18 protein-coding genes are annotated in these 23261 nt (G+C 46.3%); 12 read left to right on the top strand and 6 right to left on the bottom strand.

Annotation, left to right across the window (positions count from 1 at the left end; all coding sequences use genetic code 11):
• Positions 1-31: 31 nt before the first annotated feature.
• Positions 32-1075 carry an extracellular solute-binding protein gene (locus tag A1OO_RS08740; protein WP_017002742.1) on the top strand — a complete coding sequence of 348 codons (1044 nt, stop codon included), beginning with the start codon at positions 32-34 and terminating at the stop codon, positions 1073-1075.
• A gap of 121 nt (positions 1076-1196) precedes the next feature.
• On the opposite strand, the gene cobB is transcribed toward A1OO_RS08740, so the two are convergent.
• Positions 1197-1913: a Sir2 family NAD+-dependent deacetylase gene (gene cobB / locus A1OO_RS08735; RefSeq protein ID WP_017002741.1), complete on the bottom strand. Its 717-nt coding sequence runs from the start codon at positions 1911-1913 to the stop codon at positions 1197-1199.
• Positions 1914-2090: 177 nt separating this feature from the next.
• Here cobB and A1OO_RS08730 point away from each other — a divergent pair, with 177 nt between their 5' ends.
• The 6 genes from A1OO_RS08730 (at position 2091) to A1OO_RS08705 (ending at position 7781) form a co-directional block, all read left to right on the top strand.
• A complete protein-coding gene (locus A1OO_RS08730) occupies positions 2091-3344 on the top strand; it encodes a hypothetical protein (RefSeq protein ID WP_241819078.1) in 1254 nt (417 codons plus the stop codon).
• Between the two features lies 1 nt (position 3345).
• The gene (locus A1OO_RS08725) at positions 3346-3780 is read left to right on the top strand and encodes a hypothetical protein (RefSeq protein ID WP_241819077.1); all 435 of its coding nucleotides are present in this window, start codon (positions 3346-3348) and stop codon (positions 3778-3780) included.
• On the top strand, positions 3764-5392 hold the full coding sequence (locus A1OO_RS08720; protein WP_016962112.1) for a diguanylate cyclase domain-containing protein: 1629 nt from the start codon (positions 3764-3766) through the stop codon (positions 5390-5392). The genes A1OO_RS08725 and A1OO_RS08720 overlap by 17 nt, the downstream gene beginning before the upstream one ends.
• A gap of 77 nt (positions 5393-5469) precedes the next feature.
• Positions 5470-5919 carry an NUDIX domain-containing protein gene (locus tag A1OO_RS08715; RefSeq protein WP_016962111.1) on the top strand — a complete coding sequence of 150 codons (450 nt, stop codon included), beginning with the start codon at positions 5470-5472 and terminating at the stop codon, positions 5917-5919.
• Positions 5920-6065: 146 nt separating this feature from the next.
• Positions 6066-6785, top strand: a complete 720-nt coding sequence (locus A1OO_RS08710; RefSeq protein ID WP_016962110.1) for a DUF3581 family protein — start codon at positions 6066-6068, stop codon at positions 6783-6785.
• Positions 6786-6956: 171 nt separating this feature from the next.
• Positions 6957-7781, top strand: coding sequence for an HDOD domain-containing protein (locus tag A1OO_RS08705; RefSeq protein WP_017002740.1), 825 nt, complete (start codon positions 6957-6959; stop codon positions 7779-7781).
• Between the two features lie 98 nt (positions 7782-7879).
• Here the strand turns inward: A1OO_RS08705 and A1OO_RS08700 are convergent, their stop codons facing one another.
• Positions 7880-8785 carry a LysR family transcriptional regulator gene (locus A1OO_RS08700; protein WP_017002739.1) on the bottom strand — a complete coding sequence of 302 codons (906 nt, stop codon included), beginning with the start codon at positions 8783-8785 and terminating at the stop codon, positions 7880-7882.
• 151 nt (positions 8786-8936) lie between these two features.
• Here A1OO_RS08700 and A1OO_RS08695 point away from each other — a divergent pair, with 151 nt between their 5' ends.
• The 4 genes from A1OO_RS08695 to A1OO_RS08680 are packed head-to-tail and all read left to right on the top strand — an operon-like array spanning position 8937 to position 14690.
• On the top strand, positions 8937-9710 hold the full coding sequence (locus tag A1OO_RS08695) for a (Fe-S)-binding protein (RefSeq protein WP_017005947.1): 774 nt from the start codon (positions 8937-8939) through the stop codon (positions 9708-9710).
• Positions 9707-11137 (top strand): LutB/LldF family L-lactate oxidation iron-sulfur protein, encoded by a 1431-nt coding sequence (locus A1OO_RS08690; RefSeq protein ID WP_017002737.1) that lies wholly within the window; start codon positions 9707-9709, stop codon positions 11135-11137. Before A1OO_RS08695 ends, A1OO_RS08690 begins: the two co-directional genes overlap by 4 nt.
• Complete coding sequence (locus tag A1OO_RS08685; protein WP_017002736.1) at positions 11134-11808, top strand: LutC/YkgG family protein; 675 nt, start codon at positions 11134-11136, stop codon at positions 11806-11808. The genes A1OO_RS08690 and A1OO_RS08685 overlap by 4 nt, the downstream gene beginning before the upstream one ends.
• 2 nt (positions 11809-11810) lie before the next feature.
• Complete coding sequence (locus A1OO_RS08680; RefSeq protein WP_017002735.1) at positions 11811-14690, top strand: FAD-binding and (Fe-S)-binding domain-containing protein; 2880 nt, start codon at positions 11811-11813, stop codon at positions 14688-14690.
• Between the two features lie 13 nt (positions 14691-14703).
• Here A1OO_RS08680 and A1OO_RS08675 read toward each other — a convergent pair whose 3' ends face one another.
• The 4 genes from A1OO_RS08675 to hrpA form a co-directional block, all read right to left on the bottom strand.
• Entirely contained in the window at positions 14704-15726 is a 1023-nt protein-coding gene (locus A1OO_RS08675; protein ID WP_016962103.1) for a substrate-binding domain-containing protein, read from the bottom strand.
• Between the two features lie 142 nt (positions 15727-15868).
• Positions 15869-16822, bottom strand: a complete 954-nt coding sequence (locus A1OO_RS08670; protein WP_017002734.1) for a DNA ligase — start codon at positions 16820-16822, stop codon at positions 15869-15871.
• 193 nt (positions 16823-17015) lie between these two features.
• Complete coding sequence (locus tag A1OO_RS08665) at positions 17016-17627, bottom strand: murein L,D-transpeptidase catalytic domain family protein (protein WP_017002733.1); 612 nt, start codon at positions 17625-17627, stop codon at positions 17016-17018.
• 336 nt (positions 17628-17963) lie between these two features.
• Entirely contained in the window at positions 17964-21866 is a 3903-nt protein-coding gene (hrpA, locus tag A1OO_RS08660; RefSeq protein WP_016962100.1) for an ATP-dependent RNA helicase HrpA, read from the bottom strand.
• 446 nt (positions 21867-22312) lie between these two features.
• On the opposite strand from hrpA, the gene A1OO_RS08655 reads away from it, so the two are divergent.
• On the top strand, positions 22313-23149 hold the full coding sequence (locus tag A1OO_RS08655; RefSeq protein WP_016962099.1) for a calcium-binding protein: 837 nt from the start codon (positions 22313-22315) through the stop codon (positions 23147-23149).
• Positions 23150-23261: the final 112 nt, after the last annotated feature.

Below are 23261 nucleotides of genomic sequence, written 5' to 3'. Positions count from 1 at the left end.
CCAATACCTACGAAAAACACAGGAGTTGTTGATGAAACTCTGGTCTAAGTTTGTGCTGGGAAGCTCTCTAGCTTTCTCTCTTTTCTCAAACACTGCTATTTCGGCAGAAAATGAACTCTACTTCTATAACTGGTCTGAGTATATTCCGACTGAAGTTATTGAAGAGTTTACCGAAGAAACCGGTATCAAAGTCATTTACTCAACTTATGAGTCAAATGAAAGCATGTATGCCAAACTCAAAACGCACCCTGACGGTTACGATTTAGTCGTTCCTTCCACGTATTACGTGAAGAAAATGCGTGATGAAGGCATGTTACAACCTATTGATAAGAGCAAGCTAAGCCATTTCGACGGTTTGGATCCAAACAACCTCAACAAACCTTTTGATCCAAATAACGAGTACTCTGTCCCTTACATCTGGGGTGCGACAGGTATTGGTGTCAACACCGACTATGTCGAAAAAGACAGCGTAAATTCGTGGGCGGACCTTTGGAGTCCTAACTACGAAGGTCAGTTGTTGATGATGGATGACGCTCGAGAGTTCTTCCACATTGCTCTCACCAAGCTTGGATATTCAGCAAACACTACCAACCCCGAAGAAATCAAGCAGGCTTACGAAGAGCTGAAGAAAATCATGCCAAACGTGCTGGTATTCAACTCAGACTTCCCTGCTAACCCTTACATGGCGGGTGAAGTAGCACTGGGTATGCTTTGGAACGGTTCTGCTTATATCGCTCGTAGCGAAGGCGCACCTGTTGATATCGTATGGCCAGAAGAAGGCGCGATTTTCTGGATGGACAACCTTGCCATTCCAGCAACAGCAAAGAATGCGGATTCTGCGCACAAAATGATCAACTTCCTTCTTCGCCCCGAAATTGCGGCGCGTCTTGCTATTGAAATTGGCTATCCAACGCCAGTAAAAGCGGCCTACCCGCTTCTTCCAAAAGCATTTAAAGACGACCCAAGTATTTATCCACCACAAGAAGTGATGGATAAAGGCGAATGGCAAAGTTCAGTTGGCACGGCAAACGTGCTGTATGAAGAGTATTTCCAGCGGCTAAAAGCAGGCCAATAATCTGGCATGTGGTCCCATGACTGCAGATAATACAAAAACATAAAGCGGCTTCTCAGCCGCTTTTTTTAGCAAATAATCAAACGAATAATAGTGATTGGCACCAATGTGTCCAATCTGGACGCTAGGATTGAAGCGCGAGTAGTTCTTCAACCAATTTCGGAACCAGAATACTCGCTTTGCCATAACGTTTTTCATCAAACTCGCTTTCAACAGCACTCGGCTCAAGATTGACTTCTATGGTTTTCGCTCCACCGATCGCTGCTTCATGAACAAATCCCGCTGCCGGGTAAACCGACCCTGACGTACCAATAGAAAGAAACAGATCCGCGCTGAGTAACGCATCATGGATTTTATCCATGGCGATAGGCATTTCACCAAACCAAACAACATGAGGGCGCATCGGAGATGGCATCTGACAACAATGACAAGCATCATCAACCATGATATCCCCTGTCCAATCGACCACTTGTTTTGAATAGCTACAACGTGCCTTAAGCAATTCTCCGTGCATGTGGATCACATTTTCACTACCTGCACGTTCATGTAAGTTATCGATGTTTTGCGTCACGATAGTGACATTGCCTTCAAGTTCGCGTTCCAATCGCGCTAGCGCTTCATGCGCCAAGTTAGGTGCAACACCTGATTGAAGCTGTTTTCTGCGCTGGTTGTAAAAGGTTTGAACCAGTGCGGGGTTTCTCGTAAAGCCCTCAGGCGTTGCTACATCCTCGATATGGTGCTCTTCCCATAATCCATCTTGCGCACGGAAAGTTCGAATACCCGACTCCGCGGAAATTCCTGCACCTGTCAGTATTACTATGTTTTTATACGGGAATTGCATATTGAGCATCCTTTCTCGATTTGATCTTTAACCTTTATAACATTGTTGAATTGAGCAAAACAGGTTCAGCATGCTAGACCATGGTCGAATTTGACATGATTTACTGAATTTACACATGAAATCAAAATTCTGTCTTATATTTAATCTATGCCTTAAATACGAGATTGAGATTAACCATTGCGGCGTTTTACACAACCCCTATTTATCTCCATGCTTTCCCTGCTGACGGTTCCTGCCGTTTCGGCGAGCGAGAGCGTGAAAATAAGCGGTTTTGGCAACGCAACCTACATTAAATCAGGTACTGATGACTTTGGTTATAAATACGATCTGACGAAAGAAGCACAATACGGTGGCTGGGAGTTTGATACGGGTTCAGCCTTCGGGCTTCAACTCAATGCGAACATTGCAGACGACGTTGACTTCGTCGTCCAAGGTGTTTTCCAAGATCGCATTGAAAATGATTTAGATAAAAGCATCACTTGGGCATTCTTACGATACAACGCAACGCCAAATCTTACGTTTCGCATTGGTCGAATCGCGACGCCGCTTTACATGTTGTCCGAGTATCGTGATGTCGGATTTGCCTACCTATGGACGAAACCAATCACTGATTTCTATGCGAACATTCCCATCTCCTCAATTGATGGCGTTGATGTTGCCTATAGTGTTCCTTGGGAGCATGGACTGTTTGAAGCTCGGTTATTTGCTGGGCAATCAGACATTACCATTGAAACAGTGATCGAACCTTATGAGGTGTCACTGTCTCCAGTAATCGGAACAAAGCTCTCCTACTCCGTTAAAGATTGGCTTTTTTCAGCAACAGCTACAACAACTGTTGTCAAACAAGGCGATCCATCTACTAGCGTGACAGCTGGACTCGAACAAGACCCTGCACTCATGTTTTTCTGGCCAGAAGTTGGCACTATTGCGTCCGACTTTAATTTTGTTGATTCGCGCTTTTACTACTACTCACTAGGCGCACTCTACGAAACGGGTGACTGGACCATACAATCAGAATTGAGTTATACCGATGCAGAATGGCCTTTTTTCCCCGATCTTACTGCCGGTTATCTAAGTGTCGGTAAAACCTTCTCCAATGTCACCGCATTTGGTTTTGTATCTAAAACAAAATCGGTTGGAGATATGTATGATTTAACGCCACCAAATTCACAGGGGCTTGCAATACCAGACATTGCGGCGGCTTATGGCTATACCAAATCTCTTCTCGATGCTCGTGTTATCAACCAAGAAACATTGGGCTTTGGCGCACGAATTGATCTCAGCTCTCAGGTTGCACTAAAAGGACAAATAGAAAGAACATGGCTGAACAACCAAGATTTTGGGGCGTGGTTGACCACGGTGGAAGGATTGAATGCCACTGTGCCAGACTATATTGATACATACTCGATCAGCCTAACGTTTGTGTTCTGATATGAAGATACTTGTATTAGCAATGCTCACAATCATTTCCTTAGCATGGGTACCTACTAGCCGTGCAGAACTGGTCGTCGTTGTGAATCAAGAGAATCCTCTCGCTAACCTGTCTAGTCGCCAGCTTATCGACCTTTACATGGGTCGCAGTAGCCATTATCCAGATGGCATGATGGTGTTGACCACTGACTTGCCAGACAGTAGTCCTGAGAGAGAGGCGTTTTATCGACAATTAGTTGGAAAGTCTGCTGCCCAAATCAATGCTTACTGGGCGCGATTGCTCTTTGCTGGTAAATCCGAACCCCCTTATACAATCTCGTCGACAGAAAATGCCGCTGATTACGTTAAAAATAATAAAAACGCCATAGCGTACATCAATGAAGCAGAACTCTCGCAAGGCTTGAAAGTGGTATACCGGTTTGAAGATTCTCAATAAAAGAGTTCATATTCGTGTTGCCTCAGGGGTAGCAAGTGGTGCACTCATTTTCTCCGTCATTGCATCCATTGTCTGGTTCTATATTTCTTATCACGATGAAGTCGATCGTTCTCGAAATCAAATTCGACAAGTTATCACGACGGTAGAGCAAACAGCCTCAATCGCCATGTACCTAGGAAACAAAGAGCTCGCAGAGGAAGTGCTACGTGGGTTAGAAGCCAATGACATTATTTCAGCAGCGCGGCTAACGAGTCAGGAAGGCCTATCGGCATCATTTGAAGGTAGTGGCGATTTAAAGCAAACCGACATCGCCGTGATATTTCCAATCAAATCGCCATTCAATGAAAACGAAATCGTCGGCGACCTGCTGATTTACCCAAACCAGCAGTACATCGAAGACAATGCGATTGCACTCGCGAAAATCCAAGTCATCGTGCTTGTGCTCTACTCAATCATCATTGCTTTTTTAACGCTGGTCATCGTTAACCGTATCCTCACCGAACCATTGAAAAACGTGGCAAATCGATTCCACTTGATCACGCCAGGTGATTCCACACGCATTGAGATCCCTTTTGGTCACAAGCACAATGAAATCGGGGCATTAGTTGGTGATATCAACCATATGCTCGATGCGGTAAATAATCAGATCGATAACGAGCGCGATCTCAGATCGCAAACCGAGAACCTTTCAAAGAAATTCCGCTTTATTTTTGAGCGCGCGAGTGCTGGTATCGGATTGATAGATGCCACCGATCATCTCATTGTCGCAAACCCCGCGCTGCTGAGACTCCTAGGGCAAACCTTCATTGTTGATACCGAACGCTTCTCCAAAACTGACTTCACGGCCTATTTTAACGACCCACAAGTGATAAAAGAGTTTATTGAAGAATTCTGGGCCAAACCAGGTAACCAATTCAGCGCCGTAGATATTCAACTGAAGCACAAAGTTAGAGCTACAGATCGTTGGGTACATTGCCTATTCTCCAAAGTTGAAGACATCAACAACCCTGATGACAGTTTATTAGAGGTGGTGCTGTATGACATTACCGAGCGCGCTGAGCGTGAACAGAATATTATTTACGAAGCAGAACACGACCCAATTACACAATTACTCAATCGCAGAGCAGGCATGACCAAGCTTGAAAACTCAACCATGGAGGCGGAGAAAAAAGAACGTAGCTTTGCCGTTTTAATGATTGATTTAGATGGCTTCAAACATGTCAACGACACTTACGGTCATGATGCGGGTGACAAAGTGATCATCGAGGTAGCACATCGAATTAAACAATTTTTCCGTGGTTCAGATGTCGTCGCCCGTTGGGGTGGAGACGAGTTTCTGATCGGTTTTTCCTACAACCCTAACTACGATACCGCTGTCTCTGACATTGCCACAGACTTACAGTTCCAGATATCTCAGCCTATCCAAATAGGTCATGAACAGACTACTGCCGTTGGTTCAAGCATTGGGATTAGCCTTTTCCCAGACAATGACACTGCTGTTGGGCCTTTGATTGAACAAGCTGATGAAGCCATGTATTACGTCAAAAATAACGGCAAAAACTTTTTTCATTTTTATCAACGAGAGAAAGTAGCCGCCCCAGCCAACAAATAATCCTACCTTGGATCATCGGAAAAGAAGCGTTACGCTATCGTCTAAATCCAATATGTCCCTTGCTCGTAGGAGAAACAATGCATCCATTGCGCGTATCAGTCAGAGCGGTATGCTATCGCGATGACACCCTATTGCTCGCCGAACATAGAGACGAGCGTGGCCTTTGGTATATTTTACCAGGCGGAGGCATTCAACATAACGAAACACTCGACATCGCCTTTAAGAGAGAATTGCTTGAAGAAACTGGCGGTGAAGCAGACATGGGCGATGTGTTATTCGTCAGAGAAGTCATAGCAGATAAGCTAGATACAACATTCCTTCCTCAACACCTTCACCAAATTGAACTGTTTGTTGAGGCGACAAATTTTCGTGATGTAGCAACCCCATCGCAACCAGACAAAAATCAGATTGGCACAATATGGATGCCATTAGAAAGACTGCCCAGTCTGCTTTTCTTTCCAAAAACCATGGTTGAAGCCTTCCAGACCCGCCAGTTTGACCGCATATACCAAGGCCACATTATGTAGGTGCTACAGATACTCAAGCACATAGGCAACAACCATGAATTTTATTTATATAATTTGCTGAACAGTGAACTGGCTAGACCATTGCAAGCCTGTGACTCAGTTACAATGCCGGACAAGATAAACAGTGGAAAACCACAGTAGAGCTCATGCAGTTAAACAACTATTTTAGTCAGAACAATAATCAGTTTGCATTTACGCGTCAGCAGGCGAGCCATTTTGCTAAATTGGTCGCGGGCGATTTTAATCCTATTCACGACGAAGACTCAAAACGATTCTGTGTTCCAGGTGATCTCCTTTTCTCTGTCTTACTGGCAAAAGCCGGTATCAGCCAAAAAATGCACATCTCGTTTGGCGGCATGATCTCAGACAACATGTCCCTGACGTTCAAAGAAGATGCACTCGGTACAATCGAAGTGCTAGATGCGAATGACAAATGCTATCTGACCATGACGCGCGAAGGCGACAACTTGGTTGATGAAAAACTCGCTGCTAACGTGGCAGAACATTATGTGAAATTTTCTGGCATGAATTTCCCGCACATCATGGTGCCTTTGATGGAAAAGAGCGGGATGATGATCAACCCCGACCGCCCTTTGGTTATCTATGAAAGCATGCACCTAAACTTCCACCATCTAAACTTCTCAGCGCCTACCGTTGAGCTGACGGATTCAGTGATGGAAGTGAATGGAAAGCGCGGAACGGTAAGTTTGGCCTTTTGCTTCAAAGAAAATGGTCAGATCATTGGTGAAGGCAGAAAAAAATTGGTTTGCAGCGGCCTACGTCCATTTGAACATTCTGCCGTTGATGCACTCGTCGACAAATTTAATAGCCGAAAATCTGTATTCCTATCTGCGCTGCCAGTTTAATTCATTAGATCGCGTCAATACGCGTATCTTATAGCAGGCAATAAATACGTAATATTGACCCCGAGTTATTCGGGGTTTTTTATACCCGTCAATGTCTTACTTATAAATATTCGCGCCACATTTGAGACCGTGTTCTATATTTAAGTTACGGTCATCGCACTGGAGCCGAATATGACAATTGACAAGTTGCTTTCTCATGTAGACAAACTCCCTAAGATTCCCAAGGTCGTCCAAGAACTCATGGATCTCGTTAATAGCGACGGCTCAGACATGAATCAAATCTCGACCAAAATTGCTATGGACCAAGTGATAAGTGCCCGTGTATTACGGTTGTCTAACTCTTCACATTTTGGTCGCGGGCGAACGGTAGCTTCTGTGGACGACGCGGTTATTCGTCTTGGATTAGGACCCATTCGCACACTCGTGACGGCTTCTGCACTGATGAGTACATTTCCCAAAATAGAGGGCTTAGATCTCAATGCTTTCTGGGGAACAACGTTTGAAGTCGCTACATTTTGTAAAGCGATAGCAAAAGAACTTAAATCAGACCAAAACGAAGCATTTACAGCCGGTATGCTGCACAACATCGGTGATCTGTTGATCTATACGGTCTATCCCGACCAGGCGCAAAAAGTCGAACTGCACATGGATATGGGTAAAACGAAACCAGAAGCGCAGCAAATTGTGCTAAGTACTGACGGTGCTGAGTTAGGCGGCATGCTCGCAAAGAATTGGAAATTTGCCGACACTCTCATCGATGCAATTTCGCATCAATACTCTGCAGTGCAAGGCGACGAATTTTCACAACTAGCCGCCATCATTAATCTATCAAGAAAGATTGATTGCAACTGGGAAGGGTTAGCGGATAGAGAAGCGCAACAGACGTGGCTTAACCATCAGCTAGAATACAGCATGCTGGGTTTAAACGAAGATTTCATAGAGTTGGTCGAAAACACCCGTGGGGTCGGCAGAGAGCTAGCAAGCTCCCTCGCCTAACAAGCCAACATCAGATCAAATAGCCGCCAATGCTGGCGGTTTTTTTTTCGTCTGATTTCTATTGAAAAAACTCAAAATATCAAACTTTTCGCCGCAAGCTAGAAATAGTGCGCCATAGCAAGATACCGCGATCGAATATGTTCTATCAATGCGCGCAGTTTCTCTGGCGGATGGCGCGTATGGGGGTAGATAGCATAGATCCCCAGTTTCTTAGCAACTTGATGGGGTAACAAGTCAATCAATGTGCCCTGTTGCAGATCGTGATACACCAAACATTTTGGCACGTACACGATACCGTGGCCGGCCAATGCCGCTTTTCTCAGCGCTGCAGCATTATTAGTCGAAAAGTTTCCGCTGACCTTAACGATACGTTTACTTTCTGTTCCAGGTACGAAGAACTCCCAATCCCCTTCACCTGTCGTTTGGTAGGTGTAATGTAAACAATTGTGGTTTATCAACGCATCTGGGGAATTCGGCTTGCCCCGCCGTGTTATATACACAGGAGCGGCACACACCAACCATTGCGAATCGATAATATGACGTGCGATCAAGCTTGAATCTTCAAGGTAGCCGGTACGAATGGCTAAGTCGAACCCTTCATCAATCAAATCAACAAAACGGTTGCTGAGTTTGACATCGATCCTTAAGCCATTGTGTTGGCTGGCAAACTCAGCAATAGCTTCGGCCAGCAATAAATCTCCCGATATGGTAGGAACAGAAACACGCAGATGCCCTTTAATCTCAGAAGAGAGTTGAGTCACAGAGTCAGTCACATCTTGGTTCAGCTGAACCATTTGTTTTGCTGTGGGAAGCAAGGCTATTCCCGCCTCAGTGAGAGATAGCTTACGCGTGGTTCGATGGAGTAATTGAACCTTCAAATCCATCTCAAGCCGCTGGATACGCTTACTCACGACGGAATTTGCTAAACCAAGCTTGTCTGCTGCAAGCTTGAAAGACCCAAGCTCCGCCACTTCCGCAAACAAAATCACATCATCTGAACGCATTGATTATATCCATTAAGGAAACAATTAATTCATTTAATGCTATTTATTCACTTATGGCAATTGCATATTCTCAATGTCTAATAAATAGGCACAGCCTGACAGAATCAATGAGCTAGCGTTATACATGGATACACTGTTGCGAGGACGATTTATGCAACCTGCTCGGATTTACCCAGCGAAACCTGCCAAGGTCTATCTCTACGCAACCTGTCTGGTTGATATGTTTGACCCAGACACAGGGATAGACGCGATTTCCGTCCTTGAGCAGCAAAGCATCGAGGTTGTATTTGTCGACAAACAAACCTGTTGCGGACAACCTGCTTATAGCTCTGGCTACACCCAAGAATCACGCGATGTGGCACAACATCAAATGTCCCTGTTTCAAGAACCTATCCCCATCGTGATCCTTTCTGGTTCATGTGGCGGAATGATGGTTCATCACTACCCTAAACTCTTCGCCGGTCACCCCATTGAACAGCAAGCGCTGGCCTTTTCGCAAAGGGTGTTCGAGTTCACCGAATTTCTCACTAATGTGTGTCGCGTAAAGTTCGAAGACAAAGGCGAGCCTACCGCCGTGGTTGTTCACACTTCTTGCGCAGCAAGACGTGAAATGAACGTACACCATTATTCTGCGCACTTGCTCGGTCAACTCAGTAACGTGGACATTAAAAAAGCAGCATATGAGGAAGAGTGTTGCGGGTTTGGCGGGACTTTTTCGGTGCGTCATCCCAACATCAGTGAAGCCATGGTCACAGACAAAACCCACAACCTGATCAACAGTGGCGCGATTGAACTCGTGAGTGCCGATTGGGGTTGCATGCTTAACATTAACGGCGCGCTAGAATACCAAGGTAAATCATTCAAGGGGCAACACATCGCTCGTTTTTTGGCGAAACGCACACACGCTGACGGAGGTGCGTCATGAGTCATAACACACCAGAGCATTTTCATCAGCAAGCAAAAGAAGCACTCGCTGACAAAGAGCTAAGACAGAACTTCCGAGGCGCCATGGATTATCTTCGTGGTAAGCGACGTGAAGCCTTTCCCGATGCAGATGAAGAAAAAGCGGTGCGAGACCGTGCAGAAGCGATTCGTCAGCGATGTTTAAGCAAGCTACCTGACCTGCTAGAAAAGCTTGAAATACAATGCCAACGAAACGGCATACAGGTTCATTGGGCACAGAACTCTGATGAAGCCAATGCGCTGTTTAGTGCGCTGGCAAAGAAGCATCAAGCAAAGCTTATCGTCAAAGGTAAATCGATGGTGAGTGAGGAGATTGGCCTTAATCACCACATGGACAAACAGGGCGTGCATTGCCTTGAAAGCGACATGGGCGAATACATTGTTCAGCTCGATGGCGACACACCTTCTCATATCATCATGCCGGCAATTCATAAGAACAAGCAGCAAGTTTCTGACACGTTCGAACACAACATCCGTGATTTCAAACCAACCACGGATGTCGATGAGCTAATCAAAACCGGGCGTAAAATGCTGCGCCAAGCCTATCAAGATGCAGAATTTGGTATTTCAGGGGTCAATTTCCCTGTGGCTGAAACGGGCACACTGTGTTTGGTGGAAAATGAAGGCAACGGGCGCATGTGCACCACCATCCCAGACGTTCACATCGCCATTACAGGCATTGAGAAAGTGGTTGAGTTCTTATCGGATATACCGCCGCTATACAGTGCCCTCACGCGTTCTGCGACGGGACAAAACATCACGACGTATTTCAATATGATCAGTGGCCCCCGTAAAGACGGCGAATTGGATGGGCCAAAAGAAGTGCATTTGATTTTACTAGATAACGGCCGCACTCAGGCTTACCACGACGAAGAACTGCGCAAAACGCTTCAATGCATTCGCTGCGGCGCATGTATGAACCATTGCCCTGTTTATACCCGCATTGGCGGTCATGCATACGGTACGGTTTATCCGGGGCCGATCGGTAAAATCATCTCCCCTCACATGATGGGCCTTGAAAGTACCAAATCTATTATTACCGCATCCAGCATGTGTGGCGCATGTGAAGAAGTCTGCCCTGTCCGAATCCCTATTCCATCCTTGCTGCAAAGGTTGCGTCAAGAAGCCAAGCACAATGCGAACGACGGGCATGAAGCGTTAAATGGTCAAGACGCCGACAACAGCAATATTGAAAAGATAGCCATGAAGGGCTTTGCATTCGCAGCGAGCCATCCCTCGCTGTATCACAATGCGTTGAGTATCGCCCGAAAGATGAACGGCGCAATCCCTAAGCACTTGGGTCACTGGACGCAATGTCGCGTGAAGCCCAAACTCGCCACGACGTCACTGAAAGCAAAAATTGCCAAGCGTAACGGGAGCAAAAAATGACGAACCAAAGCCAACAAGCTCGCACAGCAATATTTGCCAAACTCAATGCAGCGCCAAAGCAAACGGTCAACGCGTCGCTACCAGAATGGCAAGCATGGCAAGATGACGACGCTCAGGCTCGCGCTGATCGCTTGGCAACATGCATGACAACGGCTCACACAGAAATTATCCGCGTCTCGGAAAATAATTTAATGGCGCGATTGGTCGCCTGTCTCGATGACAATAGCTTCAAAAACGTGTTGCTGGGCAGAGATAATCCATTCACGGCGGCTCTGCAGGCCGCCGATATCGAATGTGATATCAAAACCTACGACCAGTCTATCGATCAGATCAAAAATGACCTGTTCAATCATATTGATGCGAGCCTAACTGTCATTCCAGCCGCTATTGCGGATACCGGTACTCTTGCCGTTATCACGGGGGCAAAAGAACCGCGAGCTTTGTCACTCGTTCCACCCACACATATTGCCATACTGCGGGAATGTGACATTGTTTCTAACTTCAGTGACTTGATGACTTCTCCGTTTTGGAAACAAGCAGGATGGGACACCTGCCCACCGACGAACCTATTGCTGATCTCTGGGCCATCAAAAACTGCCGATATTCAACAAACGCTCGCTTACGGCGCACATGGCCCCAAGCGATTGATCGTATTTATGGTTAAGGAGTAACCATGAGCCAGACGCTGGCAAATAACACCAAGGCACAGCTACTTGATCAACTAAACCAACGTATTCCTTCATCGCGTTTGATCACGGACAACACGCGTAGGTTAGCTTATGGAACAGACGCCAGCTTTTATCGATTAATCCCTGAAATGGTTGTGCAGGCGGACGATCTCGATGATGTCATTTTCATTATCAACACCTGCGTTGAAATGAAAGCACCGTTCACCTTTCGTGCCGCGGGCACCAGCCTTTCTGGACAAGCGGTCTCAGATTCAGTATTGATTACGCTTACGGACAACTGGCGAGAACACGAGATTATTGATGATGGGTACAAAATACGGCTTCAGCCAGGTGTGATTGGCGCAGACGCCAACCGTTACCTAACACCATTTATGCGGAAGATCGGCCCAGATCCGGCATCGATCAACAGTTGTAAGATTGGTGGCATTGCCGCCAACAATGCTAGCGGCATGTGCTGTGGCACGGCGCAAAACACCTACAAAACCGTGGATTCAATGAAAATCGTCTTCCACGATGGTACCTTGCTTGATACGTCAAATGCCCAATCCGTCGATGAATTCAAAATCAGCCATCGTGAGATGATTCAAGGTATTGAATCTCTGTGTGCCGATGTCGAACAGAATCACGCCTTGAAAGAACGTATTGCGCACAAGTATCGACTCAAAAACACCACAGGCTACGCCCTGAATGCGTTAATTGATTACCAAGACCCTATCGACGTGCTAACGCACTTAATGGTGGGTTCAGAAGGCACGCTCGGGTTTATAGCAGAAATCACTTACCACACAGTGATAGAACATCCTTTCAAAGCCTCTGCGCTGCTCGTGTTTGATGATATTGAAACCGCATCTAATGCGGTGACCGCATTGTCTAAAACCCCCGTTTCGGCCGTCGAAATGATGGACGGTCGTGCACTTCGTTCCGTGGCAAACAACCCGGGCATGCCCGATTTCATGCCAGTGCTGACACTGGAACACTGTGCCCTGCTGGTGGAAACACGCGCCAGCGATGAAGACACGCTCTACATGCAAAGTAAAACCATCATGGCGACACTCGCCGCTTACGACATTTTGCATCAAGTGGCGTTCACCTCGGAAGCAGAAACCGTCGGTACGTTATGGGGCATTCGAAAAGGTATGTTCCCCGCAGTCGGTGCAGTCAGGCAAGCAGGCACCACGGTGATTATCGAAGACGTCGCTTTTCCCGTTGAGAGATTGGCAGGAGGAATTCGTGAACTTCAGGCGCTATTCAGTGAGTTCCAATACCATGAAGCCATTATTTTCGGTCATGCTCTTGAAGGTAATCTGCACTTCGTTTTCACTCAAGGATTTGACAGCGAAACTGAGGTTGAGCGCTATGGGAAATTCATGGATGCCGTCACACAACTTGTGGCGGTTAAATACCAAGGGTCACTAAAAGCGGAACACGGCACAGGACGCAACATGGCACCCTATGTTGAGCTTGAGTGGGGGGCAGACGCCTACCAGATAATGCGACGGATCAAGTCTCTGTTTGACCCGCTAGGGCTGTTAAATCCAGGCGTCATTATTAACGACAACCCAAAAGCGCATATCACCCACCTTAAACCCATGCCCAAAGCCGATGACTTAGTGGACAGATGTATCGAGTGTGGTTTCTGTGAAGCCGTCTGCCCATCACGCACGCTGTCTTTGTCGCCTCGCCAACGGATTGTGATTTATCGCGAACTACGCCGCCTTGATGGCATTAATGAACCTGCCAGAAAAGCTGAATTGCAAAAAGCGTTTGATTACCTCGGTGTGGACACCTGTGCCGCTACTGGATTGTGCGCAGAGCGTTGCCCCGTTGGCATTAATACTGGCGATCTCATCAAGAAATTGCGCACTGAAAAATACAAACGTTTCACCCCTATTGCACGTTGGACAGCAAAGCATTTTTCCACAGTAACCTCACTCACGCGCGTCGGACTATCAGCAAACCAATGGTTACAAAAGACGACCGGAGAGAAAGCGCTGGGTTCAACCGTTAACGGACTGCGCAAACTGACGAAGGGAAACACGCCCGAGTGGCAAAATCGTTTCCCAACCGCAAACCGCTACAAGCTAAAATCGAGTACGGAGCGCAGCCTTAAAAAAGTGGTGTATTTTCCGTCTTGCGCCAGCAGAAGCATGAGCAATGAAATCGGCAGTGACGAGCATCGGCCACTCACAGAAGTGACAATGTCACTCCTTGAGCGTGCAGGATATCAGGTCATCATTCCAAAAAATCTCAGTAACCAATGTTGCGGTATGCCCTATAACAGCAAAGGGATGACAACGATCAGCAAAGACAAAAGCTATCGTTTAGAGGCGACATTATGGCAAGCCAGCGAGATGGGAAAACTCCCTATATTGATGGATACCAGCCCCTGCGCAAAACTGAGCAAAGAACTGTTCACTTTCCCTTTAGAGGTGTTCGAGCCAGCCAGCTTCGTACTGGAACATGCTATTGATGACCTTAATATCACGCCCGTAGACGAAACGGTCATGCTCCACATCACATGCAGCACCAGAAAGATGGGGCTTGCAGATACATTATTGAAAGTGGCTAAAGCCTGCGCAAAAGAAGTGATCGTGCCTGAGCATATCGAATGTTGTGGATTTGCCGGTGATAAAGGCTTCTTCACCCCTGAGCTCAATGCCGCAGCGGTCGCGCCATTGAAGATGCAAATCCCAGAAGGCTGCTCTCGCGGCTTCAGTAACAGCCGAACCTGTGAAATAGGCTTAACCCATCACAGTGGTATTTCGTATCGTTCCATTTTGTATTTATTAGATGAAGTGTCGACAAAGCGCCAGACTGCTCATACTGCGAACAAGCCAGCGAGGATAAAAAGCAGCGTCACCTGATCCTGAATGGCAACTAGGTTGGCGAGAGTAAGCTCTCGCCTTCATCAAGCTCGAACGCTAAGGGCTTTGTCGACAAACTGCGCCCTTCTATCATTGCCAATAGTGACAACGCTGCTTGCTCACCCGTTTCAACATCTGGCGTGACGATGCTTGCCAGCCTTGGCATCATAGACTGACCGATATCTAATGCGTGAATACCTGCAATACCTATATCTTCTGGCACACGTAAATCAAGTTGCTGGCACTCTAGCAAAACACCGGCCGCCAACTCATCATCAGTACAGAAAAATGCATCAGTGTCCGAATAGCGCTCCATCACTTTTCGCGCCATCTTTTTTGCAACGGAAACGGAAGACTCTGATTTAGCCGTTAAGCTTCTCGCCTGCAAGCCCGCTTGCTCCATCGCATTCACATACCCCTGAAGCTTACTCTGCGTGCGAATGCCCTTTTTGGCGCTCAAGCACACAATGTTCTCGTAACCACGCTCAATCATCAAAGTAACCATCGACATAGCAGCAAGCTCATTATCGATGCCAACAGACATTGTGCTCGCGTCGTCTTCCGTACTCATGACTTCATCAGCATCCAACACTTCAATAAACGGAATACCAGCCGTGCCGATCATCTTCAATGCACGCTCTGAATGTTCACTGTCAGCAAGGATCAATCCATCCACATTAAAAGACAATAACGACTGAATTCGCTGCTCTTCAATATCCACATCGTATCCGCCATGCGCCACCATCACTTGATAGTTTACAGTTTCCGTTACTTTCTCTATGCCTTTGATCACGTGTTGAAACACTGGGTGACTAAGGGAAGGAAGAACAACACCAATCGTTCGACTACTGCGATTAGACAAGATACCTGGCACACGGTTAGTAATGTAACCGACATCATCCAGGGCAATTTGAATACTATTACCTGTCGATTTGGCCACTTTGTCGGGGTATTTCAAGTAGCGGCTCACCGTCATCTTTGTCACGCCGACTATCTCGGCGACGTCTTGCATCGTTGGCCGACGTTTTTTTTGCATAACCCAAAATCCTTAACCGAACGACGAAAATAGCCGCTTGGTTAAATTCTTGAACACATTCAGAAATTTGCCACGGTTAATATGCAAAGTGTGAGGTTACTAAGGTATATCGCTTTGTCTAACAGCACTTTTCTATGATTGGCTATTGCTTGCTCTTATCAATACGCACATAACGTGCAAATTTAGGAATACCATTTTTCGTGTAACCGTTGTAACGATAGGTCACAAGACTTCCAATTTCAGGCGGGGTTCCTCTTTGTTTATCCGTAAAACCTGTACCGATTTTAAACACCTTTCCATCGTCCGTTTTCACCACAATCGATCCCATTCTCCCTTCATGCTTACCTTTCCCCTCAACATGCCCGATCACCAAGGCTTCGGCATCGATGGCAAGTTTGAGTTTCAATACGTTGTCACTGCGGCCCAAGTCATACCCACCAGTCATCTTTCTGAGCATCAAACCTTCGCCGCCATTCTGGTCAACCTTCGTTAACAACGATTGAACGTGAGATTCACTGAGTGCAGGAAAATGCGCCACATATTGAATATGCTCGGCAGCCGTTTGATCAACAAAGCGAGCCAATGCGTCAAACCTTGTCACAAAATCATGAGGCTGATTAGGAAGATCAAACAGCATATAACGAATGGATCCCCATTCCATGTCATCAGGCTTGTCATCCATAACCACTGACATCACATGCTCGAAGCGATTTCTGCCTGCCCATAGTTCACCTTCAACAGCATAATCAGGTAAATCATCAGTGAACCATGACGGTGCAGAAATCGGTGTTCCCTGACGGGTTATAAGCCGATCGCCAGTCCATATCGCCCTAATGCCATCAAGCTTTTCACTAAACAGGTAATCAGCCCAGTCGATTGCCATCCCTTGCTGATAATCCGTCGCCAACTGAACCACGAGTCGTGATGCATGCGTTGACAGTGCAACCTTCTCTTGGTCAAGGTTGTTGCGAGAAAAACCATCAAGAAAATAACTCTGCTTTGAAAAGTCCGATTTTGATTGGTTCTCTTGTGCGAGCACGCAGGCTTGGTAACTCAATATCGACGAGATAGCGCCCGCCATGACATATTTTTTCATCGCCATTCCATAAGCAATAATTTGCTTATCATTTTCTTTATACAACGATGAAGTGCCACTTGAATGAATTATTGTGGGACTGCCTATATAGTTAGGCATTTGTTGTTGCAGTTTGATGCAAAGAAATGGCGCGTTCTCTCGATTCGCACCAAATAATTTCGGACAATAATAGTGATGTTATAAGCGAGTGATCTCAGCCAAATGCATAAATGTAAGAACCATTTTTGATGGTATTAATCACTTTCTTCGACAGATAACTCGGCAATGCAGGACAACCCCAACTTCTGCCAAGCTGACCCGTTTTCGATATGACTTTGGGATGAGCATATGCCGCTCCATGGATGACAATTGCACGCTTGCGCGCATTGTCATTAAGCCCTTTCGATAGCCCATCGAGACGCAAGGAATAACCATGTTTGCCATAATACGTTTCCGCAGCTCGATAGACGCCTATTGAGGTTTGACGAGAATTAACACGATTTGAAAAATCTTTGGCATAAAGACTACCGCTGTTTTTCCCGTGAGAAACATAAGATGAAAAAAGCGTTTTTCGTTTAGCCGCATCAAACACCCAAAAGCGCTTTTGTGAAGACGGCTTGCTGTAATCAATCAAAGTGAAAATTGACGTATCGTCTTTGTGCGTCTTGAAGTGGTTATACGCTTTCTCGAACTTATCGTAAGAGACTTCATGAGATAGCTTTAGCTCGCTATACATGGTCTTCGCACCAGGAAGATGCGAGGCAAAAGCATTTGCCGAAAAAACAAATAATGTCAGCGCAAACAGCGCTTTTACTGCCCTAAACATGTTATTCCCTATTAATTAGCACATCATTCATATCGAGTTCCCAAAAGTCACTGTTACGTTGGGAAGTATTAAATGAGTACCAAAATTCGTGCCAGCCATGGCATAGCAACGAATGGTTATTTTATTCAATAAGTTAGAATTAGTATTTTTTCTGGCTGACTGATATTCATCATTTAAGCCAGATCAAACCGACTTTGAAGGCATGTACTTGCCGCTTGTCAGCATTCTGTCGTGAAGATCTTGCCACAACGGCAAAAAGTGAGAAAGCCAGCATAACTGCTGGCTTTCTGTTTTTAAGGTAAGGTGCGTCTGATATGAAACAGCCTTGTAAAGACCTTATATGACGCTGATCGCATTTTTAATCCGCTTATCAGAAATCGGATAAGGAGTCCCTAATTGCTGGGCGAAGTAACTTACGCGTAATTCTTCTATCATCCATCGGATTTCTTTTACCGTTTCGGGGATTTTCTGCCCTTTCGGTATTTTGTTGAGTAACTCTTTGTACTCACCCGCAATGGATTCAATTTTCAGCATGTGCAGACGGTCTTTGTTCGGGTCAATTGGCAATTTTTCCAAACGACGTTCAACCGCATTTAAATACCGTTGGATATCTGGCAAACGCTTCCAACCGCACTCAGTCGCGAAACCTTTAAAGATAAGGCCATCGACCTGTGCCTTGATGTCCGACAGTGCAAACGCCATAGTGAAGTCAATTTTCCCCTTCAACTTCTTATTGATGTTGAACGCCGTTGTCAGAATCTGCTCTACCTGTTTCGCAATATCTACCACAGTGTCACCCAATTCTGCGCGAACATATTCCTTCAACGCGTTGAATGCATCAGGTTCCCATTTCAGACCACCTTGCGCTTCAATCAGCTTATCCACCCCACACGCAATACAGTCATCAATCAAATCCAATACGCGACCGTATGGGTTGAAGTACAACCCAAGTTTGGATTTATTTGGCAAATTGTCATGCAAGTATTTGATCGGTGAAGGCACATTCAACAAGATCAAACGACGCTGGCCTTGTTGCATGACCTGACGTTGTTCTTCTTCCGTTTCGAACAGCTTAATCCCTACCGAATCTTTGTTATCGATGATTGCTGGGAATGCTCGAACTTCAAAGCCACCGCGCTTTTGCTGATACATCTGTGGCAGTTGACCAAAGCTCCATGTCGTCAAACCCTGCTGTTCGATGTCATCATCGGCAACTTGTGACAAGGTTTCTTGTACTTTCTCTTTCAGGCTCTCTTTTAGCGCATACAGATCCTGATTCTCGCTAAGTTTGCGGTTTTTATGGTCAACCGCGCGGAAAGAGATTTTCAAATGCTCTGGAAGCTGTGCGAGTTGCCAAGCATCACGCAGCACGGTTGTTCCCGTCATGCGTTTCAACTCTTTCTCAAGCGCATCAAGGATCGGTGCTTCCATCGGTGTCACGCGCTGAAGAAATGCAGACGCATAGTTCGGTGCAGGCACAAAGTTACGTCGTAACGTCTTAGGTAGTGATTTAATCAGTGCCACCACCAATTCATGGCGAAGCCCAGGTATTTGCCAGTCAAATCCTTCGGGTTCAACCTGATTCAGAACAGGTAGCGGGATATGAACCGTGACGCCATCGTGATCTTCCCCTGGCTCAAACTGGTAAGAAAGCTTGAGTTTCAAGTTTCCTTGATGCCAGAAATTAGGATAATCCAGCTCTGTAATGTGGCTGGCATCCCCTGCCAGCAGCATGGCTTTTTCAAAGTTCAGCTTTTCAGGTTCGTCTCGGCTAACGTTCTTCCACCAGGAATCAAAATGACGCCCAGAGACCACTGTATGTTCAATACGCTGGTCGTAGAATTCATAAAGCGTGTCATCGTCGACCAAAATATCGCGGCGACGTGATTTTTTCTCAAGCTCTTCGACTTCTTCTAACAGCTTACGGTTTTGATGGTAAAACTTGTGTTTGGTGTCCCAATCGCCTTCCACCAGCGCTGACCGTATAAATATCTCGCGGCTCAATACAGCATCAATGTTGCCATAATTCACCTTACGATTAGGCACGATAGGAATGCCATACAGCATGACTTTCTCATGAGCAAAGACAGCCGCTTGCTTCTTCTCCCAATGAGGTTCGCTGTAGCTGCGCTTGATCAAGTGCTTGGCAAGAGGCTCAACCCACTCAGGTTGGATCTTTGCGGCAACACGCCCCCATAACTTGGAGGTTTCAACCAGTTCCGCCACCATGACCCATTTTGGCTGTTTCTTGAAAATGCCAGAACCAGGGAAAATACCGAAACGCGCATTACGAGCGCCTTGATACTCATTCTTCTCTTGATCTTTCAGGCCAATGTGTGAGAGCAAACCGGCCAGCAGTGACGTGTGTACGGCTTGATAATCTGCTGGCTCTTGGTTGATTTTAAAACCAAGTTCATGGACAACCTGACGGATTTGGAAATGCACATCCTGCCACTCGCGAACACGCAAATAGTTAAGGTATTCTTTCTTACACTGCTTGCGGAACTGATTACCCGATAGCTCTTTTTGCTGCTCTGCGATGTAATCCCACATGTTGACGAACGACACAAAATCAGATTCTTTGTCGTTAAATCGACTGTGTTTCTCATCAGACGCTTGCTGCTTATCCGATGGACGCTCACGCGGATCTTGAATCGACAACGCCGCCGCAATCACCATGACTTCTTTCAGCGCACCCATACGTGCTGATTCCAACACCATGCGTGCCAAACGAGGATCGATAGGCAATTTTGCGAGTGCACGCCCCGTTTCAGTCAGATGTTTGTGTTCATCGTGGCTCTTGCCTTGCTTCAGTGCACCAAGCTCTTCTAGCAGACGCACGCCATCTGAAATGTTTCGGCTATCCGGTGGCTGAACAAATGGGAAAGCCGCAATATCGCCAAGCCCAATCGCGGTCATTTGGAGGATAACGGACGCCAAATTGGTACGCAGGATCTCTGGATCAGTAAATTCTGAACGCGACAAGAAATCGTCTTCGGAGAATAAACGAATACAAATACCGTCAGACACACGTCCACAACGACCTTTACGCTGATTGGCACTCGCTTGCGAGATGGCTTCAATCGGCAAACGCTGAACCTTGGTGCGATAGCTATAACGAGAAATACGCGCCGTACCCGGGTCAATAACATACTTGATACCCGGCACAGTCAGCGAGGTTTCCGCCACATTGGTCGCAAGAACAATTCGGCGTCCTGAATGCGTCTGGAACACGCGATTTTGCTCACCCGATGACAAACGTGCGTATAGCGGCAAAATTTCAGTGCCACGAAGATTGCGCTTTTCCAACGCATCCGCAGTATCTCTGATTTCTCGTTCGCCATTCATGAAGATCAGAATGTCGCCCGGCCCTTCGTCATGCAACTCATCCACGGCATCGAAAATGGCTTGAAGTTGATCGCGATCGTTATCATCGCTGTCTTCAACCAATGGACGATAACGCACTTCAACCGGATAGGTACGGCCAGATACTTCAATGATGGGTGCACCACGGAAGTGATTAGAAAAACGTTCCGGATCAATGGTTGCGGACGTAATAATCAGTTTTAAGTCTGGGCGCTTCGGCAGCAATTGCTTCAAGTAACCCAGAATGAAATCGATATTCAGACTACGTTCGTGTGCTTCATCGATAATGATGCAGTCATACTGACTCAGAAAGCGATCATGCTGTATTTCTGCCAGCAAGATACCGTCTGTCATCAGCTTAACTTTCGATTCCGCCGAGACTTGATCGTTAAACCGCACTTTATAACCGACGGTTTTGCCCAACTCAGTGTCGAGCTCTTCCGCAATACGATTCGCAACGGTACGGGCGGCAAGACGTCTTGGCTGCGTATGGCCAATCAGACCAGAGACACCCAGCCCCAACTCCATACATATTTTCGGCAACTGGGTGGTTTTACCCGAGCCGGTTTCACCCGCCACGATCACCACTTGGTGATTGGCAATGGCCTCTGCAATGTCATCTTTTTTCTGACTAACGGGCAGTTGCTCTGGGTAAGAAATTTTTGGCATAGATTGCAGGCGTTGCATACGCACTTGCATTGAACGCGCAATGTCTAAAGCCAGCTCTTCAAAGACGGCCTGACGGGCTTCGTCTTTCTTAATGCGCTGTGCCCCTTTGATGCGTTTGCTCAGACGAAATCTGTCTTTGATCATGCAATCGTCTAGTGCCGCGAACAGGGTTTTTTCGTTATTTTGATGATTTGAAGCGGTCAAAACGGTATCCAAGAAATGCTGTTAATAATGAAGATACATACACGGTACGTAGTCGCAGAACAAATGTGCGCAATACCGTCTTAAAAATTGCGACGATTCTACCACAGACCTTCTTAAACGCCCTCTTCAATCTCTGTCACGTCATCTCTCGTCTAATCCATGAATATCACTTGAAATAAAGCGTTAGCATGAAATCAGCAGAGCCCTGTATTTACTGCATATCGTTAAGCTTTCATCACCTCGCTAGCGCATTTGGGTTATGCGCCAATCCGCACTAGCTCTACCCACAGGAATAGTGAATCGCGAAAGAAACAATCTTAACGATAGAACGGTCGTATCAACTCTCTTCCTCATGACGATTATCATCTATGTGAGACAGCCAAAATTTGCATGCCAATTACACTTTATCGTACGACATACCTAGCTGGACCACGATGGAGATAACAATGACAACAGTGTATGGAATTGACTTTGATTATGTCGCTTTAGGATCTGACGAAGACGATACGTTTGAAGGCATGAACGGCAGTGATTTTTTAAATGGGCTGGACGGAGACGACGGGATCATTGGTTTTGGCGGCGATGACGTTATATTCGGGGATGACATTCCCATCGATGAGTATTTCGAAGCCGAAGCCGAGGCGTTGGAAGGTACCTTGAGTGCGCTGTATGAATCGCTCAAAGAGCAAGATTTCTCATGGGTATCACCTGAAGACGTGAACATGGCACTTTCAAGCGTTCAGCAATTCATTGCGGAAAACCCGGCGTTTCTCAATCACATCGCCTCGTTCGGTGGTGATGACACTCTTACGGGTGGCACAGGACATGACATTGTTTATGGTGGTGCAGGGGACGATTACCTAGGAGGTGGTAGCGGCGACGATATTCTCATCGGTCTGGCTGGTAATAATGATTTACTTGGTGGCGTTGGTAACGATGTTCTGATTGGTGGCATTGGTAACGATCGCTTGTTCGGAAATGACGGCACTGATTATCTCGTCGGTACCAGTGGCAATGATTTCTATATTGGTGGTGACGGGCAAGATTACTTCATGTTCTCTGGGCTAATGGAAGGCGAGCAAAGCCAAGATCGTATCGTTGATTTTGAGCAAGACAATGACATGGTGTTTTTGTTGAATATGGCAGATGACTTTGATGATTTAGACATCAATCAAGTCGGATCAACCGTTGTTTTGAACCTCTCCGATTCGCATGCAGTCACATTTAACAATGCACAGCTAACCGATTTCTCGAATGATGATTTTATTTTCTACAACGCATAGCGGCTAAATCCCTTTCCTTTCCTAAAAAAGAAAGGCTGTAGTTTGCCTTTCTTTCGTTCTTTTCTCGGTCAACGCCTCCTGCAAATCGCATTCACCTTGTCCAATGGCAAAA

The organism is Enterovibrio norvegicus FF-33 (genome assembly GCF_000286835.2).
GTDB classification, from domain to species: domain Bacteria; phylum Pseudomonadota; class Gammaproteobacteria; order Enterobacterales; family Vibrionaceae; genus Enterovibrio; species Enterovibrio norvegicus_A.
This window is presented reverse-complemented; position numbering and strand designations above follow the sequence as displayed.